The sequence below is a fragment of the Pseudomonas syringae KCTC 12500 genome, from assembly GCF_000507185.2.
Taxonomy (GTDB): Bacteria; Pseudomonadota; Gammaproteobacteria; order Pseudomonadales; family Pseudomonadaceae; genus Aquipseudomonas; species Aquipseudomonas syringae.
The window spans coordinates 5,631,825-5,654,745 of sequence record NZ_AYTM02000002.1 but is presented as its reverse complement, the minus strand read 5'-3'; the positions used below and the strand labels follow the sequence as shown (position 1 = coordinate 5,654,745).

Here is a 22,921-nt window from a genome sequence, read left to right as displayed (position 1 = left end):
TATGCTCTGTGAATTGAAATATTCAGTGGGTCATGTTCGGAAAAAAAAATGAAGAATTCGATCCAGCACATTCGCGCCTTCCTGTCAGTGGCTCAGACCGGCAGTTTTTCCAAGGCTGCAACCGCTCTCAACTTGTCGCCGTCTGCACTGACCGTGCAAATCCAGCAACTGGAGGATTGGCTCGGCGTTGCCTTGCTGGAACGAAGCCCACGTCATGTCTGCTTGACCGGGGCTGGCCAAAATGCGCTTTTGCCTATGGAGAAACTGCTGCTGGATCTGGACAACATCGTTAGTGCCGCGCGGGACATTGCAGCCTCACGACGCGGGTTGATCACCATCGCCGCGTTGCCGTCGCTGTGTTCAGGCGTACTGCCTGCAGTGTTGAAGACGTTTCGCGAACGGTTTCCCGGTGTCGAGGTCAGGCTGCGAGATGTCGTCGCGCAACGAATCGATGCGCTTGTCATGGAGCGCGAAGTGGATTTCGGATTAGGCGTGCAGGCTCGGCCCACCCATGGGCTGGAGTTCAACGCCATCCTGGAAGACCGGTTGTGCCTGTTCGCTCCAAAAGACCATCCCTTGGCGAATCGCCGCGCAGTGAAACTGAACGAGATAGCTGGTTTCCCGATCGTTCTTACCGGCAGGGAAAGCAGTGTTCGCGATCTTGTCGAGCGAGTGTTTGCTGACGAGCAACTGCCTTTATCTGCGGGTCTGGAAGCCAATTACATGTCTACGGTACTGGCGTTGGTCAGACAGGGGCAGGGCATTACGCTTCTTCCGGAGTCGGCGGACGATGGGCGGGGAGACCTGAGTAAAGTGCCAATCGATCATCCGGGTGTTGTTCGGCAGATTGGGCTTATTACCCGTACGGAGCAAACAATGGCTCCCGCCGTCGTCGAATTTGTTCGGTTGCTGGAGGATCTGCGCACGCTCGGCCATCACAGCCGTACTGAAGCTGTTGCTCATAATGAGACTGTTATGCCGCGCCGTTGATCGTCAACCGTTGAGTGTTTTATGTTTGGGTAAAGTGCAGGAGGGGCGCTTGTTGGTGTTGATGGATAACTCAACTAAATGACTGTTTAGTTGAGTTATTAATCTCAGTGATTTTAAGGTTGGGTGAGGGCGGTTGTTCTGGTTTCTCAAGTTTTCTTGGAAAAGCGTTCTGAAAAGCTCACTGACTCAACCGGATTTTCAATCATCTACTAAAAAGAGACTCGGCCGGTAATGCATTTTTGAACCTCACCACCAACCCAGATGCGCTCGCCAATTTGTTCTACCTGAATTCGTCCGTGACGCCCTAAAGCCGTACCTTGGCTGACAGTATATCGTTTCGGCATTAGCCCAGCTGGTATTAGCCATTGGGCAAGGCCTGCATTAAGGCTACCAGTAACAGGGTCTTCGGCAGACCTGTCACTAATGAAGGCTCGAACTTCAATATCAGCTCCTGCATCTCGCCCGATCCAAGGCGCAAAGGCACCTACGTTTAACCCGTTCAGTGCTGCATAGTCTGGATGTATTGCCAACAACTCTTCACGTGAGCGCAGCATTACCACAACCCAACCCGGACCGTTGTCTGCCCATTGGCTCGCAATAATACGGTCAGGTGCAACACCCAATCCATCGATGATGCGGTGCAAAACATCGTCTTCAACCGCACCTCCACGCAGCAATGGTGGTGCCGTGAAAGCCAGGCGAGTGCCGTCGCGGCGGATGTTAACTAAGCCTGCACCACACTCCTGAACGACTTCTTTACTTTGCGAAAAACCATTATCCCCCAGCCACACGTAACAGCTGCCTAAGGTAGGGTGGCCAGCAAAGGGAAGTTCACGCATTGGCGTAAAGATACGTACGCGATAATCCGCATCAGGATGGGTAGGACGCATGAGAAATGTAGTCTCGCTAAGGTTTGTCCAACGTGCGAACGCGGCCATTTGTTCGGTGGTCAGATCATCGGCGTCGCTTACGACTGCGAGGGCATTGCCTTCCAAGGGCTTGTTAGCGAATACATCAACCTGGTGAAAACTCAGTGTATTGGGCATGAAGCTCTCGTAGGTTGGTTTGCGTGGAATGGTAACCCTAAATACATAGCAGGATAGTGTCCACATGGATGCGCGCTTGCCGCCGCACAAAATTCCCGGCGAAGAGCCAGGTCTTGCGTCCAGGTGGATACAGCGCAGGGCTCGCTCGGCGAGCGTACTGTTGATAGATCAACGTGCGTAGAAACTCCGCTGGTGCTGGTAATGCAGTGAGTTTGAGCTTCTGTTTTTCTCGGTCGCCACTGACATCGTTCGGAAGGCCGGAAGCGCAGCTTCAATCGCCGCGATCAAGTTTTTGTTAGTGGCGGTTTCGCTCAGGTTAGATTCGAGGCTGATTGGCATGTTTCGACAGGAGCCTTTTCCTGGTGAAATGCGGTGGGCACTGGCCTGGATTGTGAAATACTTTGTTACGCATAATGTGTGGACGTTATGGTACTTGCGGCCAACGGCCAGAATCAGGCATCGGGACCATTGCGCAGCCCCCGGTGCCTGATTTATCCATAACGTCTATTATGCGTGGCCCCAGTTCGTCTATCATCGTTTTGGGGTGACCGGTCGTAATTGTCCCGATATCGCCGGTTAACGCTTTGGTGCGCGGTTCCCGTCAGACTTTGTTCTGACCAGTTCGCACGGCTGCGGCCCCTTTCTTTTCTATGCCACCCGGTGTCGACCGCGTGCAAAGCCCTTCCAGCCCCCGCAAAACTCCCTTCGCGCCTGATTACCATGCTTTACCGCAACGGACCCTTAACGTGCAGCACAGGCGATTGTCGTGTCCCGTAGGCAATTTCCTTGCAGCACCTCGGGGCTTCAGGGGCTAGCCCCTGTTCGTAGCGAAGGCGGAGAGCTTCTAGGGTTTGCTGGTCATCACTGAGAATCTTTTGTAGCACCCGGCAGTGCCTGGCTTGCCCAGGCTATACCGTGCAGTCATCAGTTCGACTCCTGCCTTCTGGCAGTCCTCCTGCGACTTGTAAGCGCCGTGTAGCTCGTAGCCTGCGCCTAAGGCGATTATCAGCATCCATTCGATCATGCTCGCTCCTGCGATTTTCAGCATCCGGGTGGGGGTGCTGTTACACCCCCACTTTACCGTGGTATCCCACGGCCTGCCGGTCACTCAGAATCGATAATCACATCCCCTGATTCTGAAAGCCTTGCGTAAGGCACTGATTTTTCAAGGATTTTGTGCACCAGCTCGCTGTCGCGTAATGGCTGCTTTCCTTGCTTAATCAGTATCTTATTGAATTCTATAGCTTTTTGCCGAATAGCTTCCTGCTCGGCAGTCGTCAGTCTTACGTTCGTGGCCATGCCATCACCGTTCATCAAATTCCCTCTAATAATACATGTGTGCACGTTGACACGTATTGACGTGTGCAGTTCCACATGTGTACATTCCTCTTCCATGTTACTTGTGTGCATGTGTAAGGACGCTCCGCATGATGATCGACTGGCCCACCGTTTCCCAGGAGCACGACCACGACCTACCTGTGGTCTGTGACGTTTTCACGTTGACCATCGATTCCAATACCAACGAGGTCTTGAGTACTCGCCAGCCTCGTTTTAAACATGAAGCCAGCCATTCCACGTCCGTTACGATCCATGTTCAGGGTCGAAAAGTTCGTGTCGAAGGCAATCCCAGTAGAGTAGGGCGTCTTGATAACCTTTTTGGATACACTTCAGTCGAACAGTGCATATCTGTCTATAACGCGCTTTTGCGTGAATACGGGCTTCCTGCTTTCACCCGTTGCACACGCCTTGCTCTCCGCCAAGGCGCATCAGGCTCTAAATCGAGTGATCTTGTTGCCGATGGGGCCAAGATTGAACGAATCGACCTGACAACTAATATCGCATTAGGTGAGGGCAATGTTCTTGCCTACCTTCGTGGCGTATCTAGTCAGAGAATTGGCCACTCAATAGGTTTCTATATCCAAATGGCCGAACTGTTTCTTGGACCCCAAAGGGCAATGGGCAGGGCGGTCGTCTTCAATATCGTAAGGGTTACGATAAAGCATTTGAAATGGATCAGAACCTTCTTCCTAAGATTAAGCGTCTTTATGGTGAGGATTCCGAGCAATTTAAGTATGTAACTGATCTTCGTAACTACTGTTTTCAGAACGGCGTTGTCCGTATGGAACAAGAATTAAAGAGTGAATTCCTCCAGCGAGAGGCCCTGTGTTATTGGGGTATGTTTAACGAAAGCCGTTTTGGCGACCTCCACCGCGAGTTTCTTAAAATAGACGAAAGGTTAAAGGTGACAGCTATGGATATAGTTAGCATCAGTGAGCAATTGGTTGCTGAGAAAGTCGTTGATTCTACTCGTTCAGCCAATACCACAGCTATGTATGCAATCCAGTGGATGCATGGTCAGGTTACACCCCCACTTTACCGTGGTATCCCACGGCCTGCCGGTCACTCAGAATCGATAATCACATCCCCTGATTCTGAAAGCCTTGCGTAAGGCACTGATTTTTCAAGGATTTTGTGCACCAGCTCGCTGTCGCGTAATGGCTGCTTTCCTTGCTTAATCAGTATCTTATTGAATTATATAGCTTTTTGCCGAATAGCTTCCTGCTCGGCAGTCGTCAGTCTTACGTTCGTGGCCATGCCATCACCGTTCATCAAATTCCCTCTAATAATACATGTGTGCACGTTGACACGTATTGACGTGTGCAGTTCCACATGTGTACATTCCTCTTCCATGTTACTTGTGTGCATGTGTAAGGACGCTCCGCATGATGATCGACTGGCTCACCGTTTCCCAGGAGCACGACCACGACCTACCTGTGGTCTGTGACGTTTTCACGTTGACCATCGATTCCAATACCAACGAGGTCTTGAGTACTCGCCAGCCTCGTTTTAAACATGAAGCCAGCCATTCCACGTCCGTTACGATCCATGTTCAGGGTCGAAAAGTTCGTGTCGAAGGCAATCCCAGTAGAGTAGGGCGTCTTGATAACCTTTTTGGATACACTTCAGTCGAACAGTGCATATCTGTCTATAACGCGCTTTTGCGTGAATACGGGCTTCCTGCTTTCACCCGTTGCACACGCCTTGCTCTCCGCCAAGGCGCATCAGGCTCTAAATCGAGTGATCTTGTTGCCGATGGGGCCAAGATTGAACGAATCGACCTGACAACTAATATCGCATTAGGTGAGGGCAATGTTCTTGCCTACCTTCGTGGCGTATCTAGTCAGAGAATTGGCCACTCAATAGGTTTTCTATATCCAAATGGCCGAACTGTTTCTTGGACCCCAAAGGGCAATGGGCAGGGCGGTCGTCTTCAATATCGTAAGGGTTACGATAAAGCATTTGAAATGGATCAGAACCTTCTTCCTAAGATTAAGCGTCTTTATGGTGAGGATTCCGAGCAATTTAAGTATGTAACTGATCTTCGTAACTACTGTTTTCAGAACGGCGTTGTCCGTATGGAACAAGAATTAAAGAGTGAATTCCTCCAGCGAGAGGCCCTGTGTTATTGGGGTATGTTTAACGAAAGCCGTTTTGGCGACCTCCACCGCGAGTTTCTTAAAATAGACGAAAGGTTAAAGGTGACAGCTATGGATATAGTTAGCATCAGTGAGCAATTGGTTGCTGAGAAAGTCGTTGATTCTACTCGTTCAGCCAATACCACAGCTATGTATGCAATCCAGTGGATGCATGGTCAGGTTTTTGACTTCAATAAGAAGCAAGTCCAAACTCATGCCGCCCGCCTTAATCGTATTGGCATAAATATCCGTAATGCTTGTGATACCTCTCGTTTTGCACCTGTATTTGTTCGCCAGTGCCGTGAGGTAAGTAAGTCTAGTCTTGTTGTTCCTGTTTGGTATCGTCGTGCCAATCATTTGCAGTTGGCAGCATGAAGACTGTAAGCCTTCAAGGCATTCAGCTTTCACCTGGACAACGTCGCATGCTTGAACATCAGCGTCACGTTCGCGAGTTTATGAATCCTGTTCTGACCCAGCAAGTAGCAGAAACACTTGCTGTAATTGAAGTTCGGAAAGAGCAGGGCGCTAAACCTGAGCGTATTTGGTTTCTTGATCGTCAAGAAAAAGGTACACCGTCAATGGCCGAGTGGATGGGTTACTGATGCTTATTATTTCTGCTGTATTTATTGTCTTCGGCCTCATTGCCGGAGTTGTTATTTGGATTTCGGAGCAGTGACATGGAAAAGTCTTCATATCAACAACTTCGTTATGCCGTGGAGTCCGAGCTTGATAATTTTAACTCTGGCAACGCTGACGATACTGCTTTCGTCAATTCGCTTATGCGTCTGTTTTTACAGGCTTCATCAGCTGAACAAGTACGCTCGCAAATAGCCAAGCGTCAGTTTCTCACGTTTCGCCGTGTTCCAAATCTTATTCCGCCCAGTTGGGCATATCGTAATCCGAGCTTAAGTTCTCGGCTACCAACACTGTAAGGGGCAACAACATGTCAACTCCACTCGTTATGCTTGTAGAGGTTACCGGCGATATCACTCGTCGTGGTAACGCTGCTAAATCCGGCAAGCCATATGCTCTTTACAAGGCATTCGTTCATCTTCCCGGTTACCCTTATCCTCAAGAAGGTTCTTTCTATGCTGAGGGTGATTCTAATGTCCCTCAGCCTGGCACTTATGAGTGTGACTACTCATTTACCATGAAAGACGGTCGTCCTGTTCTTAGTGATATTGACCCTCGTCAGGGTCGCCGTAAGAATATTCCTCCTCTTTCTGCTGCAATGAACGCTCAGAAGGCTGGCTAACATGAATTTTCTGGGCTGTGACGGAATGTGGCAAGTTCAGTCTGACGGTACTCCCGTTTGTACTGGCCAACTTCAAACTTTCACAGTCCAAGAAATGCGGGACTCTCTCAGTCCTGCTATTACCGCAGAACAACGGATGGAAATAACTGGTGCACTTTTTGGCCTCTTTGTTTTCGTCTGGGTCTGCAAAACCGTCCGCAATTCATTTTGATTTGGTGATATATGAAAAACAAACTGCTCCTCCTCTGCAAATCTGGCCGTGCTCAACTTGTAGCCGCTTCGATCGCGATGGCAACTGCCTCGCCTTCTTTCGCTGCTGGTGAAACCATCGACACTGCCGAAGCCCTGGGCTATGTCGCCGCTGCTGTTGTTGCTGCCGCCGCTGTTACCGCCGCCATGTTCGGTCTGACTGCTCTGATCGGTGCTGGCAAGAAAGCAATGCGCGCAGGGACCTAATCAACCCTGTTTGCCCGGTGGGAGTCTTTCCCTCCGGGCTTTTTTTTGTCTGGAGAAAATCATGGGGACATCAAAATGTATATTGATCCGAATGACTTCGTTTGGTTTTGGGTTACGGCATCTTTGTTCTTACTCTGCACCGGTCGTTAAGTTCTTTCTGTCTTTTGGTCTTTTTTTATTTGTGTCGAATTCTTATGCGGCTATCACTTATAAAGGCCCGTATACAGGTGCTACTTATTCCAGTGGTATTGAGGCGTGTGTAGCTGAAGGTGCCATTGCCGGTTCAGAAGTTAATCCTAGATGGATATACGGTCGAACTTATGATTGTGGCAATGGATGGTCCGTCGCTGGCGGTGGCTCATGTTCAGATAGCGAGACGTTTGATTCTGTTTCAGGCCAATGTATCACTACGCCTGTAGTTACACCTGTTCCTGATACTCCCGCTACTGATCAGCAGAAATGTTTAGATGCCAAAGGTGCAGTTCAAAAAAGTTATAGTTGGAATCAATCATCTGATATTCCCGTTCCTCCAGCTCCCGGTGGTTGTGCAACTACTATATCTGGAGTAGGCATTTGTACTGCTGCTGCATCAGGCGGCTTTACCTGCACAGCAGATATCACGATAACTGGTGAACTTTACGTTCCTCCAGCTCCATCACCTTCACCTGATCCAACACCAACTCCTACGCCTGGCACTGGTACTGGCGACACTGGCACAGGTTCTGGTTCCGGCAGTGGCTCTGGTAGTGGTTCAGGCTCTGGTAGTGCCTCTGGTTCTGGTTCTGGCAGTGGTTCAGGCTCAGGTTCCGGTAGTGGCTCTGGTAGTGGATCAGGCTCTGGTAGCGGTTCTGGTTCTGGTTCTGGCTCTGGCAGTGGTTCAGGCTCAGGTTCCGGTAGTGGTACTGGTTCAGGCTCAGGTTCTGGTAGCGGATCAGGCAGTGGTTCAGGTTCTGGTTCCGGCACTGGTGATGGTACTTGTGAAGGTGACAAATGCGGTGAGGATGACGCTCAGGTTTCTGGTGATATGCAGTGTCAAACTGTAGTTTCTTGCACCGGTGATGTAATTCAATGCGCTGTACTTCGTCAGGAACAACAATCACGTTGCGCTGATAAAGAATATCGCGATCTTACTGAGAAAAAGATAGCTGACTTAAAGTCCGAACTTCAATCAGAGTTTGCTGGAGAAGACTACAAGCCTATTAAGCCTGATTCTGATTCTACGTTTGATCTCACATCAATGATTGATACTAGCAGTCGCTTTGGTGCTTCTTGTCCTGTTCTTAGCACTGTTAGCGTCCCCTTGTTTGCCGGTCGTAATGTTTCCTTTGACCCCAATGTTCCCGGACTTTGTACATTCTTCACTTTTATGGGTTATTTAATGGTTGCCTTCGCTATGCGTCGTGCTGCTGAAATTATCGCAACTGGAGTCTGATAAATGCCTGCAATTATTGGCTTGTTTATTCGTATGCTTGGTTTGTCTATTGTTCCCCTAGGCTGGAAGCTTTTACGCGGACTTGGTTTTGCTGCAATAAGTTATATCGGCATTGAAGCTGCTCTCGATAAGGCTAAGGTTTATGCTTTCTCCCAGCTTGGCAGTTTGCCTGCTGACTGGATTTCAGTCCTTGGAATGCTCAAGGTTGATGTTTGTTTGAATATCTTATTTTCTGCATATATTGCCCGCGCCTTGCTTGCTGGCATGAATAAGGCTGGCAGCAAAACAACTATGAAATGGACACCTAAGGAGTAGGGCGCATGTTAATTCTTCGTACTGGTTTGCCTGGAGCTGGCAAGACTCTCAACACAATTAAAGAGATTGATTTGGAGCATGCTGCCGATCCAGATAATCCCTTGCTTCGTCTTCACAAGGATCCTGACGATCCAAATTTACCCCCGCGTGTCATTTATTATCATGGCATTCCTGAACTTAAAGTAGATAAGCTTAAGTCTAACTGGGTTGAATGGGACACTCCTGAGCTATGGTACAACTTGCCAGATGGCTGCGTTATCGTAATAGATGAGGCTCAAGGCACTTTCGGTACTGACGTTCGTGGTCGTGTTGAAAAGATCACCCGTTTTGAGAAGCATCGTCACCATGGTTGGGATGTTCATATAATTACCCAGCATCCATCACTTATCTGCTCGCCTGTCAGGAAGCTTGTAGGAAGGCATATTAACTTTATCCGCCCATATGGCAGGACTAAAGGCATATTCCGTCATGAGTACGAAATGTGTATTGACAGGCCTGAGAATCGCACTAATTTCAAGATGGCTCAGGAGTCGAAAATTGAGTTCGATAGTCATTACTTTGGCCTTTATAAGTCATCAACCGTTCATACTCATAAAAAGGTCACGCCTAGTTATTACAAGGTTATCCCTTTGCTTATCGCTGCTGTTCTCATACCTATCGCTTTGCTTGGTGGTGGTTTCTGGTACATCATGAAGAGTAAAGCCCCTGAAAGTGAGGCTCCTGTTGTCTCTCATTCTGAATTAAAACCATCTGAGCCCAAGCATTCGACTTTACAGTCTTCTGCCGTCAACACTCCAGGTCGATCAGTTCAGCCAGCTCAGGAATATGTACAGCAGTACAAGCCTAGAATTGCTGACGTTGAGTCGTCTGCACCTAGATATGACGAAACCAACAAGGCTCGGGATTTTCCACGTCCAACGTGTATGGCTTCTACCGATGTTCGTATGTTGCTGACTGCGAAGTCTAGAGGTCTGAGCACGGGTTCATTTAATGGAGAGGACACTGTCTGCCAGTGCTATTCACAGCAGGCTACACGCATGACTACTTCTTTTGATTTCTGCATGTCAGTTGTTCAGAACGGTTATTTTGATGACACCAAACAGCAGCCAGCGTATGCCACACCGGCCGGTCTTTCCTCAAACCGCCTTAATGATATGCGCGACGGTCAGCAGCGAGGGCTCGCAGCTGTGGACCAGAGCGCTCAATCTACAAAGCCTTCACGGTTCAACATCATTCCTGATACCAGTCGCACTCAGAGGACCATCAAATGAAAGCTCTTGAGCTTATGTACAGATTCAATCCTGTCGTCGAGCGCCTAGACCTCTGTAACTCTCATGTTATCGACTGGAAGTGGCACCTGCAGGAAACCCGTCCTCATTTCTGGTGGCGTTTCCGCTGCTGGCTGTTATAACTCGACTAAACGGTAATTTAGTTGAGTTATGCTTTTTGGTGATTAAAAGGACTGTACATCGAGGCCGGCATTGAATCCAGAGGTACGCATAATGTATATTATGTTAAATTACGTGCTTCCTTATGTTGTCCGCCTGTAGCCGCCATCAACAACCCAGAGCTTCAACCCTATCAACTTGAGCTTCCTCAGCGAACAATACTCCCAACACCTCGGCTACCACATGCGAAGCTACAATCCCGAACGACTCTCAATAGAGTGCTCTGGCAGAACGTCTTGTACGCGATCGGAAGCGCTATCGGCTTGGAAATGTATGAGCTGTTTGGCATTTTTTGACGTTGGCTCAAGCCTGGTATGCTCAACTGAGGCGGATATGGCCGGTGCGTTCATGTCCTGAATTAATTCGAAAGACAAATCGCGTTACCAAGCGTTGCGCGATTTAGCAGCAAATTGATAGCTTAGCCACCAACATTTACACGTTGTAGGTTGTCTTGGCCGCCATTGGTCTTCAGCAACCTGCAACGCTGATCAGTCGCTCAGGGAAGATGAGGTACCGCAGATGGACAAGCACGCCCCCGAGCACCTGCTCCGCCTTCTAGCCCAAGGCGCCTCGCTGTGTGGCACCGACAGGGCCGAAGCGTTTACCGTGCTTCAAAGAGCATCCGCATTGCTCTGGCGCCTGGAGCCTAGCGCTCCCCCCATGTCAGCGATCAAGCTTGAAAATCAGCTTAGCCTACCCTTGGAAAAGTGGTTGCCGGATGCACTGAGGCTAGATTATTCGGGCCCACTGCTTTACTCCAACATCGCGACGCAGACCTGCAACGAAATGCTGCTTGAGCTCGACGTCAGTCAGCTCTGGGAAGAAGTCCAGGCAAGCGTAAATAGGGTCAAGCAGGCGTGTCGGCTGCGGGCAGAGGGAGAAATTCACTACCGCAACTTCAGGCTTTTCCTCATTGAGCACGGCGTGATCTTTCCGTCTGAAGCCCAAGATGTCTTCATCCCGCTCAACCTCTCCCTGAACGAGTTCTACGACCCCATCCCCCTCCATCTGTATCACAACGGCTTAGTCTACTTGTGCCCGGAATGCCGGTGGCCAATGAATGCCCAGCGGCACGAAGTCAGCTGCGACTCAGCCTGGTGCCAAGACAAAAAAAGCCTTTTTGTTCGTGAAGGTACAAGCCTTCTCAACCGTGTGAACAACAGCGTGCTGCATGGCCAGCCGGTCGATGGCCGTCTGATGCTCAAACCTGCGCTGTGGAAATTCACCCTGCAGCCAGGACTTATCGAAATCGCCCTGGCGAGTACGCTGGCGGGAAAAGGGTTTGATGTGAGTCTCTGGCCGGATGTGGATCGAACAGACCTCCGTATCCAGTTAGGCCTTATTGAGCAGGACATCGATGCCAAGGTTTGGGTGTCCCCTTACGAGTTGGCCAAACACATCGAATCGATCCCCTCCAGCAAACCACGTTGGATCGTGATTCCTGACTATCAGCGGGAGAGCATTCCGTTTCTACGCCAGCGCTGCAAGTCTGGGGTGAGTGTATTTACCCAAAGCCAGTGTGTGAAGGAGGCCCTGAAACATGCTCCCCCTTTCTGATACCAGCGTCATACTGTTCCTCGCCTTAGCCGCGCGTTACGTCGGCAACGAACCCATGGTGGCGGACGCAGCAGCGCTCTGCGCGGGTCGCACACGAGGCTGGAGCACTTGGTACGTGCTATCCGAGCCTGACCAGCTACTTATCGCTGAAGGCTTGCGCCTACGCCCATCCTCCGTGGCGCAGCCCAAACGCTTCGTGATGACCGCAGAGGAAATTATCAAGGGCGAACGTAGCCCCTTTGAGTTAGTCGACTCTGGCAAGCTCAGCAGTGAGCTCCACGAGCAGGATTGCTATCGCGTTTCACCCCACCTGAACGTCGATCAGCTCATCAGGGAGCACCTAGATGCGTTGAGATATGGGCGCCCCCCATCGGTTCATGCACAGATTCCAGACTCAGGGGATGTCGTTCTCAAGCACATCACAGGTGATCAGGTCAGGGTGTTCGTCGTCCCACAGAGCGAGCGAGGGGTGCTCAGTGGCGCCCACCAGTACGTTACTGTCCCAACCTCCCATGCAGCCCCTGAGACGAAGTGGGAACTTGACGCTCTGAACGAGCTCGCGGAGTCACTCGATGGTGCAACCGGATTGCACACGAATCATCGAAGCTCGTTGGCCAACATTTGGGGTTCGGATCCGCTACGCACAGCTGACGCAGGTCATTTTTATCGTGTGAACGCGCCGACTGGCACCGGTAAAAGTGTGGCTATGGTCATGATGTCGATCGATGCTGCTCGCAGAGGACACCGGGTGGTGATCGCGGTGCCAACGTTGGTTGAGCTTGAGAACACGGTTCGGATTCTCAAGCAATCCGCTGCGGTGACAGCGCCTGATATCACGGTTGCCCCCCTGCACTCAGCAACACGCGTATACGAGCGCGGAAAGCTTCAATTTCAGCAGGGTCATTCTGCACCGGCCTACGACTATGCCTGCTTACTCGATGCCTATGCCTCGGATACGCTGCAAGTTGAACCTGGAAAAGAACCGTGCTTTAACGTTCGGGTATCGACACAGGAAGAAGGTCGTGCAGAACAATCAAAGCGGCTGAATCACTGCCCTTTCCTGTTCAAGTGCGGACGAACAACGATGCTGTCGCAAGCTCTGGAAGCGGACGTCGTGGTGATTAACCATCACGCCCTGTTGTCCGGAACAACCCGCATTCCATTGTCCGACTCAGACCGGTGTCCAGGCCCACGCAGCTTCATAGAGCTGCTGCTAAGAACAGCACCGGTGTTTCTTGTCGACGAAATCGACGGTCTACTGAAGTCTGCGATCGACAGCAGCGTCATCGAATTGAAGCTGGGCAATCAAGGTGACAACAGCCCGCTGCTCCGTCTATTCAATACAGTGGCCGGTCGATCCAGCATTCCTGAGATTGATCGAAGCAGCATGTACCGCGTGAACTGGGCGCTTACCTACTGCACGCTGAGTGTCAGCCAGCTAATGAACCTCCAGCAAGAGGAATATTTCGAGTGGCCAAAGAAAGAAACCACTTGGTCGGACGCAGACGACACGTTCATTACCGAAAAGCTTGGTATTGATCGTGAGACGCTTGAGCACTTGTTCAACAGCACGAACCGCATACCGGGCTATCTGGAAAAGCTGAGTCACCACCTTGCTCACTGGCAATCAAATGGGGGCCAGTACAAGCTTGAGGCCTTGGCAATCAATCTGGGCCATCTCGTCAAAGAGTTGTCCGACAGCGACTTGCTTCCTGCGCGTCTCAAGGAGCACGATCAAATCCGCCTCAAGGCGTCACTCATCTTGCGAGGCACGTTAGAAGCGATCGAAACGCACCTGCGCAACCTTCAGGTCGAGCTACCCAGCTTCGTGAACGCCGAAATACCTTATGCCTACGAGGTCAAACGGAGTATCGCAGGGCCGGAGCCGCTGAGCCCGACTCCGAATGGCCCCTTGCAGCGAGCCGTATTTGGCTTCAAACGTAAAGACACCGGAGACAACGACTCAACTCTGAACGTTGTCGCAATGCGTGGGGATCCGCACAGCACACTGCTTTCGCTGCCAGATGTCAGCGCCTTGGGCTATGCCGGTGTAAAGCGATTGTTTATCGGCTTCTCGGCGACTGCCTACTTCCCCGGCGCTAGCGCTTACGATCTTCGTGCTAAGGATTTCATCGACGTTCCCGATGTAGCTGGCCAGGTGACTTTCGAAAATGTGCCTCAGACAACCGCTATCTCTGGCGCTCAGTTCTCGCAGCGAAAATTCCTGGTATCAAAATTCGCCAAAGAGATTTGGCCGTGGCTACGCAGCCGACTTGCAAGCTTGGCCAACGACCCCGTCACGCAGACGCGTGCCCGCCTGCTGCTGGTCACCAATAGCGATGCAGACGCTGAAGTTCTGGCCATGACCCTGGCCAGGATGCAGGGCGGTCCTGGTCAGCTGGTAGGCTGGGTTCGTGGACGGCAAAGCGACTACAAGCCGTCCTCGCTAGATGCACAGCAGATGCTTGCATACGATGATCTCGCTGAGTTCACCAACGGCCGACACAAGGACAAAACTCTGCTGGTCAGCGCCTTGGGCCCAATGGCGCGTGGACACAACATTGTGAACAGCGACGGATTTTCAGCCATTGGTGCTGTGGTGATCTGTGTACGCCCTCTTCCATCGTCAGATAGCCCCAACAACAATCTGGCGCACATCTGTTACGAAACCAGCAAGTTTGTAGCGCCATCCAGCAGTCCGGGCGTATTGATGATGCAGGAACGGAAGCATTCCAATGCGCTGCTGCAAAAGATTCGTACCGCCCGCCCCGCGTTCAGCCAGCAGCCGGCCAACATCCGCCACTACACGATCATGAACATCCTTGTGAGCCTCACCCAACTGATCGGTCGTGGACGCCGGGGCGGCACACCTGTGACTTGCTACTTCGCCGATGCGGCATTTCTCGAAGGTTTGAAGCCGTGGCCTCTGATGCTTAACGAGAGCGTTGAACAGCTCAAGCAAGACGGCGATTGGAACCAGTTTGCCCGTCATCATGCCGGCGTTGCATCGGCACTTTTGAAATACATCAATGGATCAGTGAAGGACGCACGATGAAGGTTCTTGAATTACGCACCAGCCTCTTTGAGTTCGATCCAGCAGCTTTGGGACAAAGCTACCGCGTCGTGGTAGGCCCGCATTACCTTGATGCCTGGCAAGCTCTTCAGGGACTGGTAAGGAAACCCCATCCTGGCCTACCGACCATAGGGCTTGAGGAAATGCTCGCCACCCTCTCTGGAGGGCCGGTCAAGGTGAACCTGTTTCCGCAAAAAGAAGGAGGCGTCTCGGCGATCCTTTTGCTGAAGCCCCTGCCCGTTGACACCATCAACGAAGCGCTCCGCCTTTGGGCTATGGACGTGATGCAGTTTTACAAACAAGAACTGCTCGAATTCGAAGGCAAACTGGTCGTCACCGACCTGGTACCTATGGACACTGCCCGCTTGGTCGCGTCCGGTGACGTATCGTCCCTTGCGTACACAGTCATTCCTTGGTTGGTAGGTCAAGCGCTGATTGCGAAGCCAATGCAAGCAGCGAAACCTCTTAAGCTTTATCAGGCTGCCGACGGGTGCGTGCTCGCCTGGGACGACCCAGTCGTTTCGGAAAGCGACGTACGCTACGCCAGTGCGCTTCACGCCATCGAGCCTGCATTGGTGCTGATCTACGGCCAATCCAAGCCCTATCTACAGCTGCGGGTAAAGCTGACTCAGGTGATGCCGAATCTCAAGGGTCAAAAGAAGCATGCCTGGGTCAAAACTGGCGACCTGATTGTCAAAGCAAAAATCCGGAGCAAGCCCGACGGGCATGGGGGCTGGGAAACATTTTACGAACATCCCATTGAAAAGTTGCTGACCTTTATGGGGGTTCCGTCGTTTCCTCCAATAATCGAGGGCGATATCCCTGTCGACAGCGACGTGCGCCCTATCTACGCCATTCCACCCTCGAACCCCTTGATCGCGTCAGGCACTGGCCCCCTGTTTCTTGACCAGGCAGGATTCCATCTGCTTGCTTGTCTACCAAGGACAAAGCCGCTTCTGGTCAGAAAATCTGTCGCTGTTCTGCGCGAAGAAAAGACCAATGCTACGGGCGAGGTGATCGACTTGAACGTGATGGTCTTGGCAGCTCACGCAGACGTGATGCTAAGGCTTCACGGGGCGAGTTCAAACTTGGCCAGGGACAGCAAGTTCTTCAAGAAAGTCGCCCCACCACGTGTGACGCTGTCACGTCTGGATGTGCCAGATGCGCAGCGTATGCTGGAGGGGCAGCATGACCTGAACAGCCTCAACGAATGGTTATTGAATCACGTGGTTCCGGCGAGCAGAGTGCTCGCTCAAAACGGCGCCAAGGTCATGATTGTTGAGACCAGTGCATCAGCAGCATCACGCGAAACTGGACTCGATCCCAAGCACGTCATCCGCCGGGTGCTGGCGAAGCATGGCATCGCTACCCAATTCATTATGCACGTTGACCCCGATGCACAGGTGAAGAAGCGCAAGCCTAAGGAAGATGACCGTGATTTCAAAGCGATCAACTCGATCATCGAAGCGATTCGGTTGAGCGGCCAGCACCCTGCCCCTACACCCAAGGTCAAGTCGATGCCGGCCAACACTACGGTAGTTTCAGTCCTGCTAGATCGACTCCAGGACAAAGGCTGGGCGAAATTTCTACCCGTGATCACGCGCACCACGCTCGGTGGCCACACCCCTGAAATCTTCTGGTTTGAGTCTGGCGCAGAGTCTGCAGGCAAATGGTTCAGCTACAGCGCGGGACTGACTGCGATCCATGCCACGGACACGCTGCTGACGCCTGATCAATTGAAAACACTGATCACCCAAGCCCTTCTTGATTGCAAAATCAATCCAGCTGACTCGTTGATCGTCTGCCTCGATGCAGACCTGAGAACTTTTTATGCAGGCCTAAAAGACAGTCCTGGTGAGGGGCTACCAACCGTACCGGACGATGCAGCAGTAGTGCGAATCCGTGCGGACCATCAGGTAGCACAGATCAGTGGTAGCCACACCTTGTCGCCGCAAGCAGCCCACTACATTGGCACGAAGGTCGGCGCGTTCCAGTCCTGTGAGAGTCCCTCAGTGTTTTACTTTGTGTCTCCATCCAAGCAGTTTGGCAGCGTTCGTTCGCAGCGTGACAACACCCGTTACGACGTACGGGAGAGAGATCTTCGGGATCCTTGGCAACAGCTCGGCGTCACGGAAATTGCCATCATCCAGCCTGGAGCCTTTGACGGTGCAGCTGCGGTTGCCGAGCAAGTGGCGTTGCTCTGTCGCAACCCACCACTGTGGGATGGTCATCTGCGCCTGCCTGGCCCGATGCACCTTGGCAAGCAAGTAGCTGCAGATCATCCAGTTATGGAAGCGCGGCGAAAGACAGAGGCTAATCGATCAGCCGGTTAAAGCCGCCTGGTAACCGTTCATTACTAGACACGTATAAGTCATAACACCCAGCATTTCACAAAGAGCGCGAATGCCAGCCATCACGCAGTTAGAGTTGCAAAACTTCAAAAGCTTTCCTGCACTGACGCTGCACTTTGATCCAGGCACTAACGTGTTGATCGGGGACAACGCTACGGGCAGGAGCAGTGTCCTGGGTGAAGATCAAGGCTTGTATGTATATCAGAACCTGACGCAGGCGGCTGGCGACGGCCTGCGGGTGGCTATCGTGCCCTTGATAGAAGATTTTGGGCCTACGATTCTTGAGCTGTTGCGCACTAACAAGGAGAGCTTCCCTTTCGAGTATTACACAGTGCAGTTCTCAACATTCTCGGGTGCACCACATGTCCGCTACAGGCGACCGGTCAAACATCTGCTGATCGACAGCTCCCGAATCGATACCGAATATGCGGCTGGGGAGTACACGCGAACCGTCTTCGGCTAACACACCCAGGTGCCGGATCGATACCTTCTCGAAAATCAGTATCGCCGGGGCAAAGAGGGTTTCCAGAAAACTAACCTGAAAGCGCTGAACGACACCCTAGGTGACTACCAGTTTGCCCTCAGAGCAAGGCTCATCCTTCCTCGGCCTGGAAAAGCACAATGAGCTTCTGATTGTAGTCATCCAGATATCAAAGCCGCCTAAGACGACGAGTCCAAAATGCCAAAACGCATCAACCGCGATAAGCGGCTGCCATCCACAGGCAAAGAACCGGGCACACGAGGCTTCATAAATGAAGCACCTCAACTATCGCGGCAAGCAGCAGGCAGACGCTAGCCACGGCGGTAAGCCGTAATCGCATCGGAAGGTACCAGGCGGGCAAGCTTATAACCTGCGAGAGCTGCCTGTCCTGCCAGAGGTGGACAACAAAGCCGATGACCATCAGCAAGCAACCCAATGGCATTGGCAGTAACGTGGCAATCCAGGCAATAAGTGCAGGGATGACACTCCAGATGAACCGGCCGCTGCGCTGCTCGGCTTTCATGTCTTGCGCGGTCATGGCGAAGCCCCAGTGCAAGGCGCCGACGAAGCTCAGGATGACGGCTCCATAGTTAACAAGCGCAATCGCAAACAGCGGCCGATAGTTGCCAGAGAACGGGATCAGCAGCGCCAGAGAAATAAACGGTAAAAGGCCGCCATAACCCAGCAGGCTGACGTGCTTTGGCAGAGAGGTTGAAGGCAACGCGTTCATGTGTATTCCTTGCAGTGAGCGACACTCAAGACTCCAGGCCCAAAAGCCCCAATAGAATGAGTGACATCCACTATTAGCGCTCTGGTGGATGCACTATCCCTGACTCGTTAGCTCTTCGGTGCCCCCTGCTCCACTAGCGCGCGCCAAGTCTGGACGCTTGGGCGCTCCTGCATTTTCGCGTGCCAGGCTTTGAGAACGACACATTCCTCTGGCACCGCAAGCTTCACCAGTGATGCGAAGATCATCCCACCCAAGACCGCAATATCGGCCATGGAAAATGTATCGCCAGCTATGAACGGCCGGGATTTTAGAAGGTTGTCGAAATAGCGCATACCGCGTATGGCCTTCTCGCCCATTTTCGCGCCCCACTCAGCGTTTTGATAAAGCTCGACCTTCGGCCCCAAACCAGGTGTGGCGTGGTGGAAGTAAACGCTCACTGCATCAAGAAACTCGATCTCGGCGCGCTTGGTCATCATGTGGATAAGACCCTTCTCCAACGGCGTTTGTCCGGTGAGCGAAGGATTGCCATCCAGAGTATCCAGATACTGCGTAATCGCTGTGCACTCTGCAATCAGTGTCCCGTCCTGGAGTTCGAGTACAGGAAGAGTCCCGGAGTAGTTGATCGCCAAAAATTCAGGCTCTTTATGTTCGCCTGTCCAAAGATTGACTGACACAAAATCAATCTTGGGGAGCAGCCCTTTTTCGGCAAGTGCGATGCGTACCCGCGCCGGATAGGGACCGTCAAACCAGTCGTAGATTTTCATCTGTGGGATGGATGAAACGTCAGTTTGTTGAGATGCGATAGTCATATTCAGTTACCTGCCTGTCAATTGGCAGGTAGAGCCTGCGGGAGTAGGATGTGCCTATGCCCACAGGTGAGAAACCAGAGAGAGGTTGTAAGGTGAGCGAAAATGCGCGAGAAGCCATCCTGGCAGCGGCAAAATCCGCTGCGCAGCTGCATGGCTATAGTGGGATCAATTTCAGAAGCATCGCTGATGAAGTCGGCATCAAGAATGCGAGTATCTATTACCACTTCCCTAGCAAAGCGGCCTTGGGCTCTGCGGTTGCCCGCCGCTACTGGCAAGACACATCGACTGCGCTGGCGCAAATCCGGACGACTAATTCTGATCCATGGAAATGCTTGCAGCTGTTTCCTTCAATCTTCAGGACGTCACTGGAGAATGCTAACCGACTTTGCCTTTCCAGCTTCATGGCAGCCGAATACGAAGATCTGCCTGAAGAGGTTGCGGCTGAAGTCAGGGCATTTGCAGACATAAACGTGGCGTGGTTGATCCAAGTGTTGGAAGACGCTGGTTGGGGGGATGCGCAATCCCGCGAGCGACGGTCCCGGGCGATCTATACGGCTGTTGCCGGTGCGCAACTTATTGCACGAACGCGCGCGGACATTCACCAATTCGATGACCTGATAGCGAGCTATGAGGAATCAGGACTGGTCCCACGCCCCTCTTGATCATGCGGTTGGGCCGAGGCCAGTGGCCGCGGTGAATAATACCTTCTGCATAGCTTGGCGAAGTTTTCCGAAAGCGCGCAGCCGGTGTCGGACTTGATGGTCCGCTGTCTCCATTACAAACAGCGACACAATCGCGCCAAGATGTTAAATAATGGTATATAAAAATTAACTTAACATTATCTGATCGTTAGGGGGTTATCCCCCCAATCCCCATTACGCCCTGACAAAAATACAAAACAGGATGGGAACGAAGATCCCCGTATCGACACCCGTCCACGTTGCGCCATGATTGTCTCGCCCTGAGGATTAGCCAAGTGATCACTCCTGCAGGCATCGAAGCGCAGGACCTCCTAAAACAAAAATAATAGGACACAACCATGCATAGATTCATTTCACGTCCCTCGATCGGGTTGTTGTTTTCTCTAGCCTTATTCGGCCCCGCCATCAGTGCCGCGCCCTTACCCGCCGCGACCGAGGGCGACTGGGTTGCCCCGCAGTTCACCTTCCATACCGGTGAGAAACTCGCCAACCTCAAACTGCACTACATCACCCTTGGCAATCCCAAGAATCCCGCCATCCTCTTCCTGCACGGCACTTATCGGCCAGGCAGCGATATGCTGAGCAAGGATTTTGGCGGGGAACTGTTTGGCCCTGGTCAACCGCTGGACGCCAGCAAGTACTACATCATTTCCACCGATGGCATCGGCATGGGCCAGTCCAGCAAACCATCAGATGGCTTGCGCACCCGGTTTCCGACGTACAACTACGACGACATGGTTCAAGCCCAGTATCGCTTGGTCACCGAAGGCCTGGGTATCAAGCACCTGAGGCTGATCATCGGCAACTCCATGGGCGGCATGCAAACCTGGATGTGGGGCCAGAACTGGCCGCAGATGATGGACGCACTGGTGCCCATGGCGTCCCAACCCACCGAAATGTCATCCCGCAACTGGATGATGCGCCGCTTGCTGGTGGAGTCGATCAAGCAAGACCCGGCCTGGAACAACGGTAACTACAGCACGCAACCACCCTCCTTGCGCTTGGCAAACGCGATGTTCAGCGTGGCGACCAGTGGCGGCACCCTGGCGTATCAGGCGGCTGCCCCGACCCGCGCTCAGGCCGATAAGCTGGTGGATGAACGCCTCAGCGCTGCACAAACCGCCGACGCCAATGACTTTATCTACCAATGGCAATCTTCCGCCGACTTCAACGCAACCCCCGGTCTGAAGAAAATCCAGGCGCCGGTGCTGGCCATCAATTCGGCGGACGATGAGCGCATCCCGCCGGAAACAGGTCTGATGGAGGCGTCGATGAAAGAACTCAAGCACGCACGGCTATTACTTATCCGTGCCAGTGCCGACACCCGTGGTCACGGCACCACGAGCATGGCGAAGTTTTATAGCAAGGAGCTGGGGCAATTCATGCGTGAGACTGAAAAGGTGAAATAAATCCACCCCCTCGCCCCAGCTTCAGCTCAAAAGTCCGCCACCTTGCCCCAGGCAGACGTTTGAAAACGGTCCGGGTGATAAGGACGCGGATCAACAATGGGGCTCACACCGCTGACAATATCGGCAATAAGATGACCCGCGCCCGGTCCAATGCCAAAGCCATGCCCGCTGAACCCGGCCGCGATCACCAGCCCAGGCAGGCTGGCCATTTCGCCGATACCGGGAACGCCGTCCGGCGTACTGTCCACGTAACCGGCCCAGGACGCCTTGATCGACGTACCCTGCAGTGCCGGCACCAGTTCCACCGCGCGCTTGTAAGTCAGCGCAACTGCGGAGGCGTCAGCGCTTGGGTCGAGAATGCGCATTCTCTCCATCGGCGTGGGCTGGTCCAGGCGCCAGCGCTTCAAGCTTTCGTGGCCTGCTTGCCAGCCTTCCAGCCCCCCAGGGGCAAGGTTGCGCCAGCGGCGCTGAAACATTGGCAGGAATTGGGTAGAGAACCTCAGCAACTGCGGCGTGATATCGACTCGCCCCCGGCCACTGATCGCTAGCGTGTAACTGCCATCAACGCGGCGGGTCATGGACGCGCCGGTGGTATGCAGCGCGCTGGGAATTTCCTGGCTCGGGGCGGAGACTGAAAGCACGGTTTGACGAATCGTCGCTTGTGGGAAGCGAATACCATACTGGCGGCAGAACGAAGATGCCCAGGCGCCTGCGGCAAGCACTGCGAGCCGAGTGCGGATGGTGCCTTTTTCGGTGACCACTGCCGACAATCGACCGCCTTCGGTCTCGACGCCCCGCACGGCGCAATTCTGATGCACGCTACTGCCCAGTGCCATGATCGCGCGCGCGACTGCGGGGGCTGCGCGGGACGGGTCGGCAATGCCATCGGTAGGCGCAAACACCCCGCCTTTCCAAGGCTTGCCTGTTGCCCTGCCCCGTTCGGCGGCCTGCTCGGCATTGAGCATCTGGGTCTGCACGTTGACGGTCCGCGCAAACTCGCCCCAGCGCGCCCACCCTTCCAGTTCCTGCTCGTTGTTGCTCAGGTAGAGTAAGCCGCACCGCGTAAAACCGGTCTGTTCACCGGATTGCGCCGCGAATTGCTCCCACAGGTCCAGGCTTTTGGTGGCCATCGGCAATTCACGCGCATCGCGATTCTGCTGGCGGCACCAGCCCCAGTTACGACTTGACTGCTCGGCGCCTATGCGGCCCTTTTCGACCAGTGCGACCTTCATGCCGCGCCTGGCAAGGTAATAGGCGGTAAACGCGCCAATTATACCGCCGCCGATCACAACCACATCGGCCTCCGCCGGCAGATCTGCAGAGGTATGCACGGGAGTTAAAGGTGCTGGCATGTTCTGGTTATCCACATGAGTTCAAAAGAGAAACCTGTTG

General features: G+C 52.8%; 22 protein-coding genes. 17 read left to right on the top strand and 5 right to left on the bottom strand.

The window, feature by feature from the left end; translation table 11 throughout:
• Positions 1-48: 48 nt before the first annotated feature.
• Positions 49-990: a LysR family transcriptional regulator gene (locus tag V476_RS24575; protein ID WP_024960923.1), complete on the top strand. Its 942-nt coding sequence runs from the start codon at positions 49-51 to the stop codon at positions 988-990.
• Positions 991-1,199: 209 nt separating this feature from the next.
• On the opposite strand, the gene V476_RS24570 is transcribed toward V476_RS24575, so the two are convergent.
• Positions 1,200-2,036 (bottom strand): PhzF family phenazine biosynthesis protein, encoded by an 837-nt coding sequence (locus tag V476_RS24570; protein ID WP_024663266.1) that lies wholly within the window; start codon positions 2,034-2,036, stop codon positions 1,200-1,202.
• Positions 2,037-3,140: 1,104 nt separating this feature from the next.
• Positions 3,141-3,350: a hypothetical protein gene (locus V476_RS24560; RefSeq protein ID WP_020313137.1), complete on the bottom strand. Its 210-nt coding sequence runs from the start codon at positions 3,348-3,350 to the stop codon at positions 3,141-3,143.
• A gap of 113 nt (positions 3,351-3,463) precedes the next feature.
• Between V476_RS24560 and V476_RS24555 the strand changes: the two genes are divergently transcribed.
• The 14 genes from V476_RS24555 (at position 3,464) to V476_RS24510 (ending at position 17,862) form a co-directional block, all read left to right on the top strand.
• A complete protein-coding gene (locus tag V476_RS24555; RefSeq protein WP_248833021.1) occupies positions 3,464-4,114 on the top strand; it encodes a phage/plasmid replication domain-containing protein in 651 nt (216 codons plus the stop codon).
• Between the two features lie 41 nt (positions 4,115-4,155).
• Positions 4,156-4,485 (top strand): hypothetical protein, encoded by a 330-nt coding sequence (locus V476_RS29010; protein ID WP_248833028.1) that lies wholly within the window; start codon positions 4,156-4,158, stop codon positions 4,483-4,485.
• 274 nt (positions 4,486-4,759) lie between these two features.
• The gene (locus V476_RS24550) at positions 4,760-5,887 is read left to right on the top strand and encodes a phage/plasmid replication domain-containing protein (protein ID WP_027902978.1); all 1,128 of its coding nucleotides are present in this window, start codon (positions 4,760-4,762) and stop codon (positions 5,885-5,887) included.
• The gene (locus tag V476_RS27750; RefSeq protein WP_024960380.1) at positions 5,884-6,114 is read left to right on the top strand and encodes a hypothetical protein; all 231 of its coding nucleotides are present in this window, start codon (positions 5,884-5,886) and stop codon (positions 6,112-6,114) included. The genes V476_RS24550 and V476_RS27750 overlap by 4 nt, the downstream gene beginning before the upstream one ends.
• 75 nt (positions 6,115-6,189) lie before the next feature.
• Positions 6,190-6,444 carry a hypothetical protein gene (locus tag V476_RS28400; protein WP_146050732.1) on the top strand — a complete coding sequence of 85 codons (255 nt, stop codon included), beginning with the start codon at positions 6,190-6,192 and terminating at the stop codon, positions 6,442-6,444.
• Between the two features lie 11 nt (positions 6,445-6,455).
• Entirely contained in the window at positions 6,456-6,767 is a 312-nt protein-coding gene (locus V476_RS27745; protein ID WP_080278534.1) for a propanediol utilization protein, read from the top strand.
• A gap of 222 nt (positions 6,768-6,989) precedes the next feature.
• Positions 6,990-7,223, top strand: a complete 234-nt coding sequence (locus V476_RS24545; protein WP_024960379.1) for a hypothetical protein — start codon at positions 6,990-6,992, stop codon at positions 7,221-7,223.
• A gap of 61 nt (positions 7,224-7,284) precedes the next feature.
• Complete coding sequence (locus V476_RS28745) at positions 7,285-8,655, top strand: hypothetical protein (protein WP_181017516.1); 1,371 nt, start codon at positions 7,285-7,287, stop codon at positions 8,653-8,655.
• 3 nt (positions 8,656-8,658) lie between these two features.
• Entirely contained in the window at positions 8,659-8,970 is a 312-nt protein-coding gene (locus V476_RS24535) for a DUF2523 domain-containing protein (protein WP_024960377.1), read from the top strand.
• Positions 8,971-8,975: 5 nt separating this feature from the next.
• Positions 8,976-10,241: a zonular occludens toxin domain-containing protein gene (locus V476_RS24530; protein ID WP_024960376.1), complete on the top strand. Its 1,266-nt coding sequence runs from the start codon at positions 8,976-8,978 to the stop codon at positions 10,239-10,241.
• A gap of 696 nt (positions 10,242-10,937) precedes the next feature.
• On the top strand, positions 10,938-11,975 hold the full coding sequence (locus tag V476_RS24525) for a restriction endonuclease-related protein (RefSeq protein WP_024960375.1): 1,038 nt from the start codon (positions 10,938-10,940) through the stop codon (positions 11,973-11,975).
• Positions 11,959-15,030, top strand: a complete 3,072-nt coding sequence (locus V476_RS24520; RefSeq protein WP_024960374.1) for an ATP-dependent DNA helicase — start codon at positions 11,959-11,961, stop codon at positions 15,028-15,030. Before V476_RS24525 ends, V476_RS24520 begins: the two co-directional genes overlap by 17 nt.
• Positions 15,027-17,381 carry an RNaseH domain-containing protein gene (locus V476_RS27725; protein ID WP_024960373.1) on the top strand — a complete coding sequence of 785 codons (2,355 nt, stop codon included), beginning with the start codon at positions 15,027-15,029 and terminating at the stop codon, positions 17,379-17,381. The genes V476_RS24520 and V476_RS27725 overlap by 4 nt, the downstream gene beginning before the upstream one ends.
• 70 nt (positions 17,382-17,451) lie before the next feature.
• Positions 17,452-17,862 carry an AAA family ATPase gene (locus V476_RS24510; RefSeq protein ID WP_024960372.1) on the top strand — a complete coding sequence of 137 codons (411 nt, stop codon included), beginning with the start codon at positions 17,452-17,454 and terminating at the stop codon, positions 17,860-17,862.
• 283 nt (positions 17,863-18,145) lie between these two features.
• Here V476_RS24510 and V476_RS24505 read toward each other — a convergent pair whose 3' ends face one another.
• Both V476_RS24505 and V476_RS24500 read right to left on the bottom strand, forming a co-directional pair.
• Positions 18,146-18,610, bottom strand: coding sequence for a DUF3429 domain-containing protein (locus tag V476_RS24505; protein WP_024960371.1), 465 nt, complete (start codon positions 18,608-18,610; stop codon positions 18,146-18,148).
• Between the two features lie 107 nt (positions 18,611-18,717).
• Entirely contained in the window at positions 18,718-19,374 is a 657-nt protein-coding gene (locus tag V476_RS24500) for a glutathione S-transferase (protein WP_373365858.1), read from the bottom strand.
• Between the two features lie 137 nt (positions 19,375-19,511).
• On the opposite strand from V476_RS24500, the gene V476_RS24495 reads away from it, so the two are divergent.
• Complete coding sequence (locus tag V476_RS24495) at positions 19,512-20,081, top strand: TetR/AcrR family transcriptional regulator (protein ID WP_024960369.1); 570 nt, start codon at positions 19,512-19,514, stop codon at positions 20,079-20,081.
• 377 nt (positions 20,082-20,458) lie between these two features.
• Positions 20,459-21,529 (top strand): alpha/beta fold hydrolase, encoded by a 1,071-nt coding sequence (locus V476_RS24490; protein WP_024960368.1) that lies wholly within the window; start codon positions 20,459-20,461, stop codon positions 21,527-21,529.
• A gap of 26 nt (positions 21,530-21,555) precedes the next feature.
• Here V476_RS24490 and V476_RS24485 read toward each other — a convergent pair whose 3' ends face one another.
• Positions 21,556-22,881, bottom strand: coding sequence for an NAD(P)/FAD-dependent oxidoreductase (locus V476_RS24485; protein WP_024960367.1), 1,326 nt, complete (start codon positions 22,879-22,881; stop codon positions 21,556-21,558).
• Between the last annotated feature and the right edge of the window lie 40 nt (positions 22,882-22,921).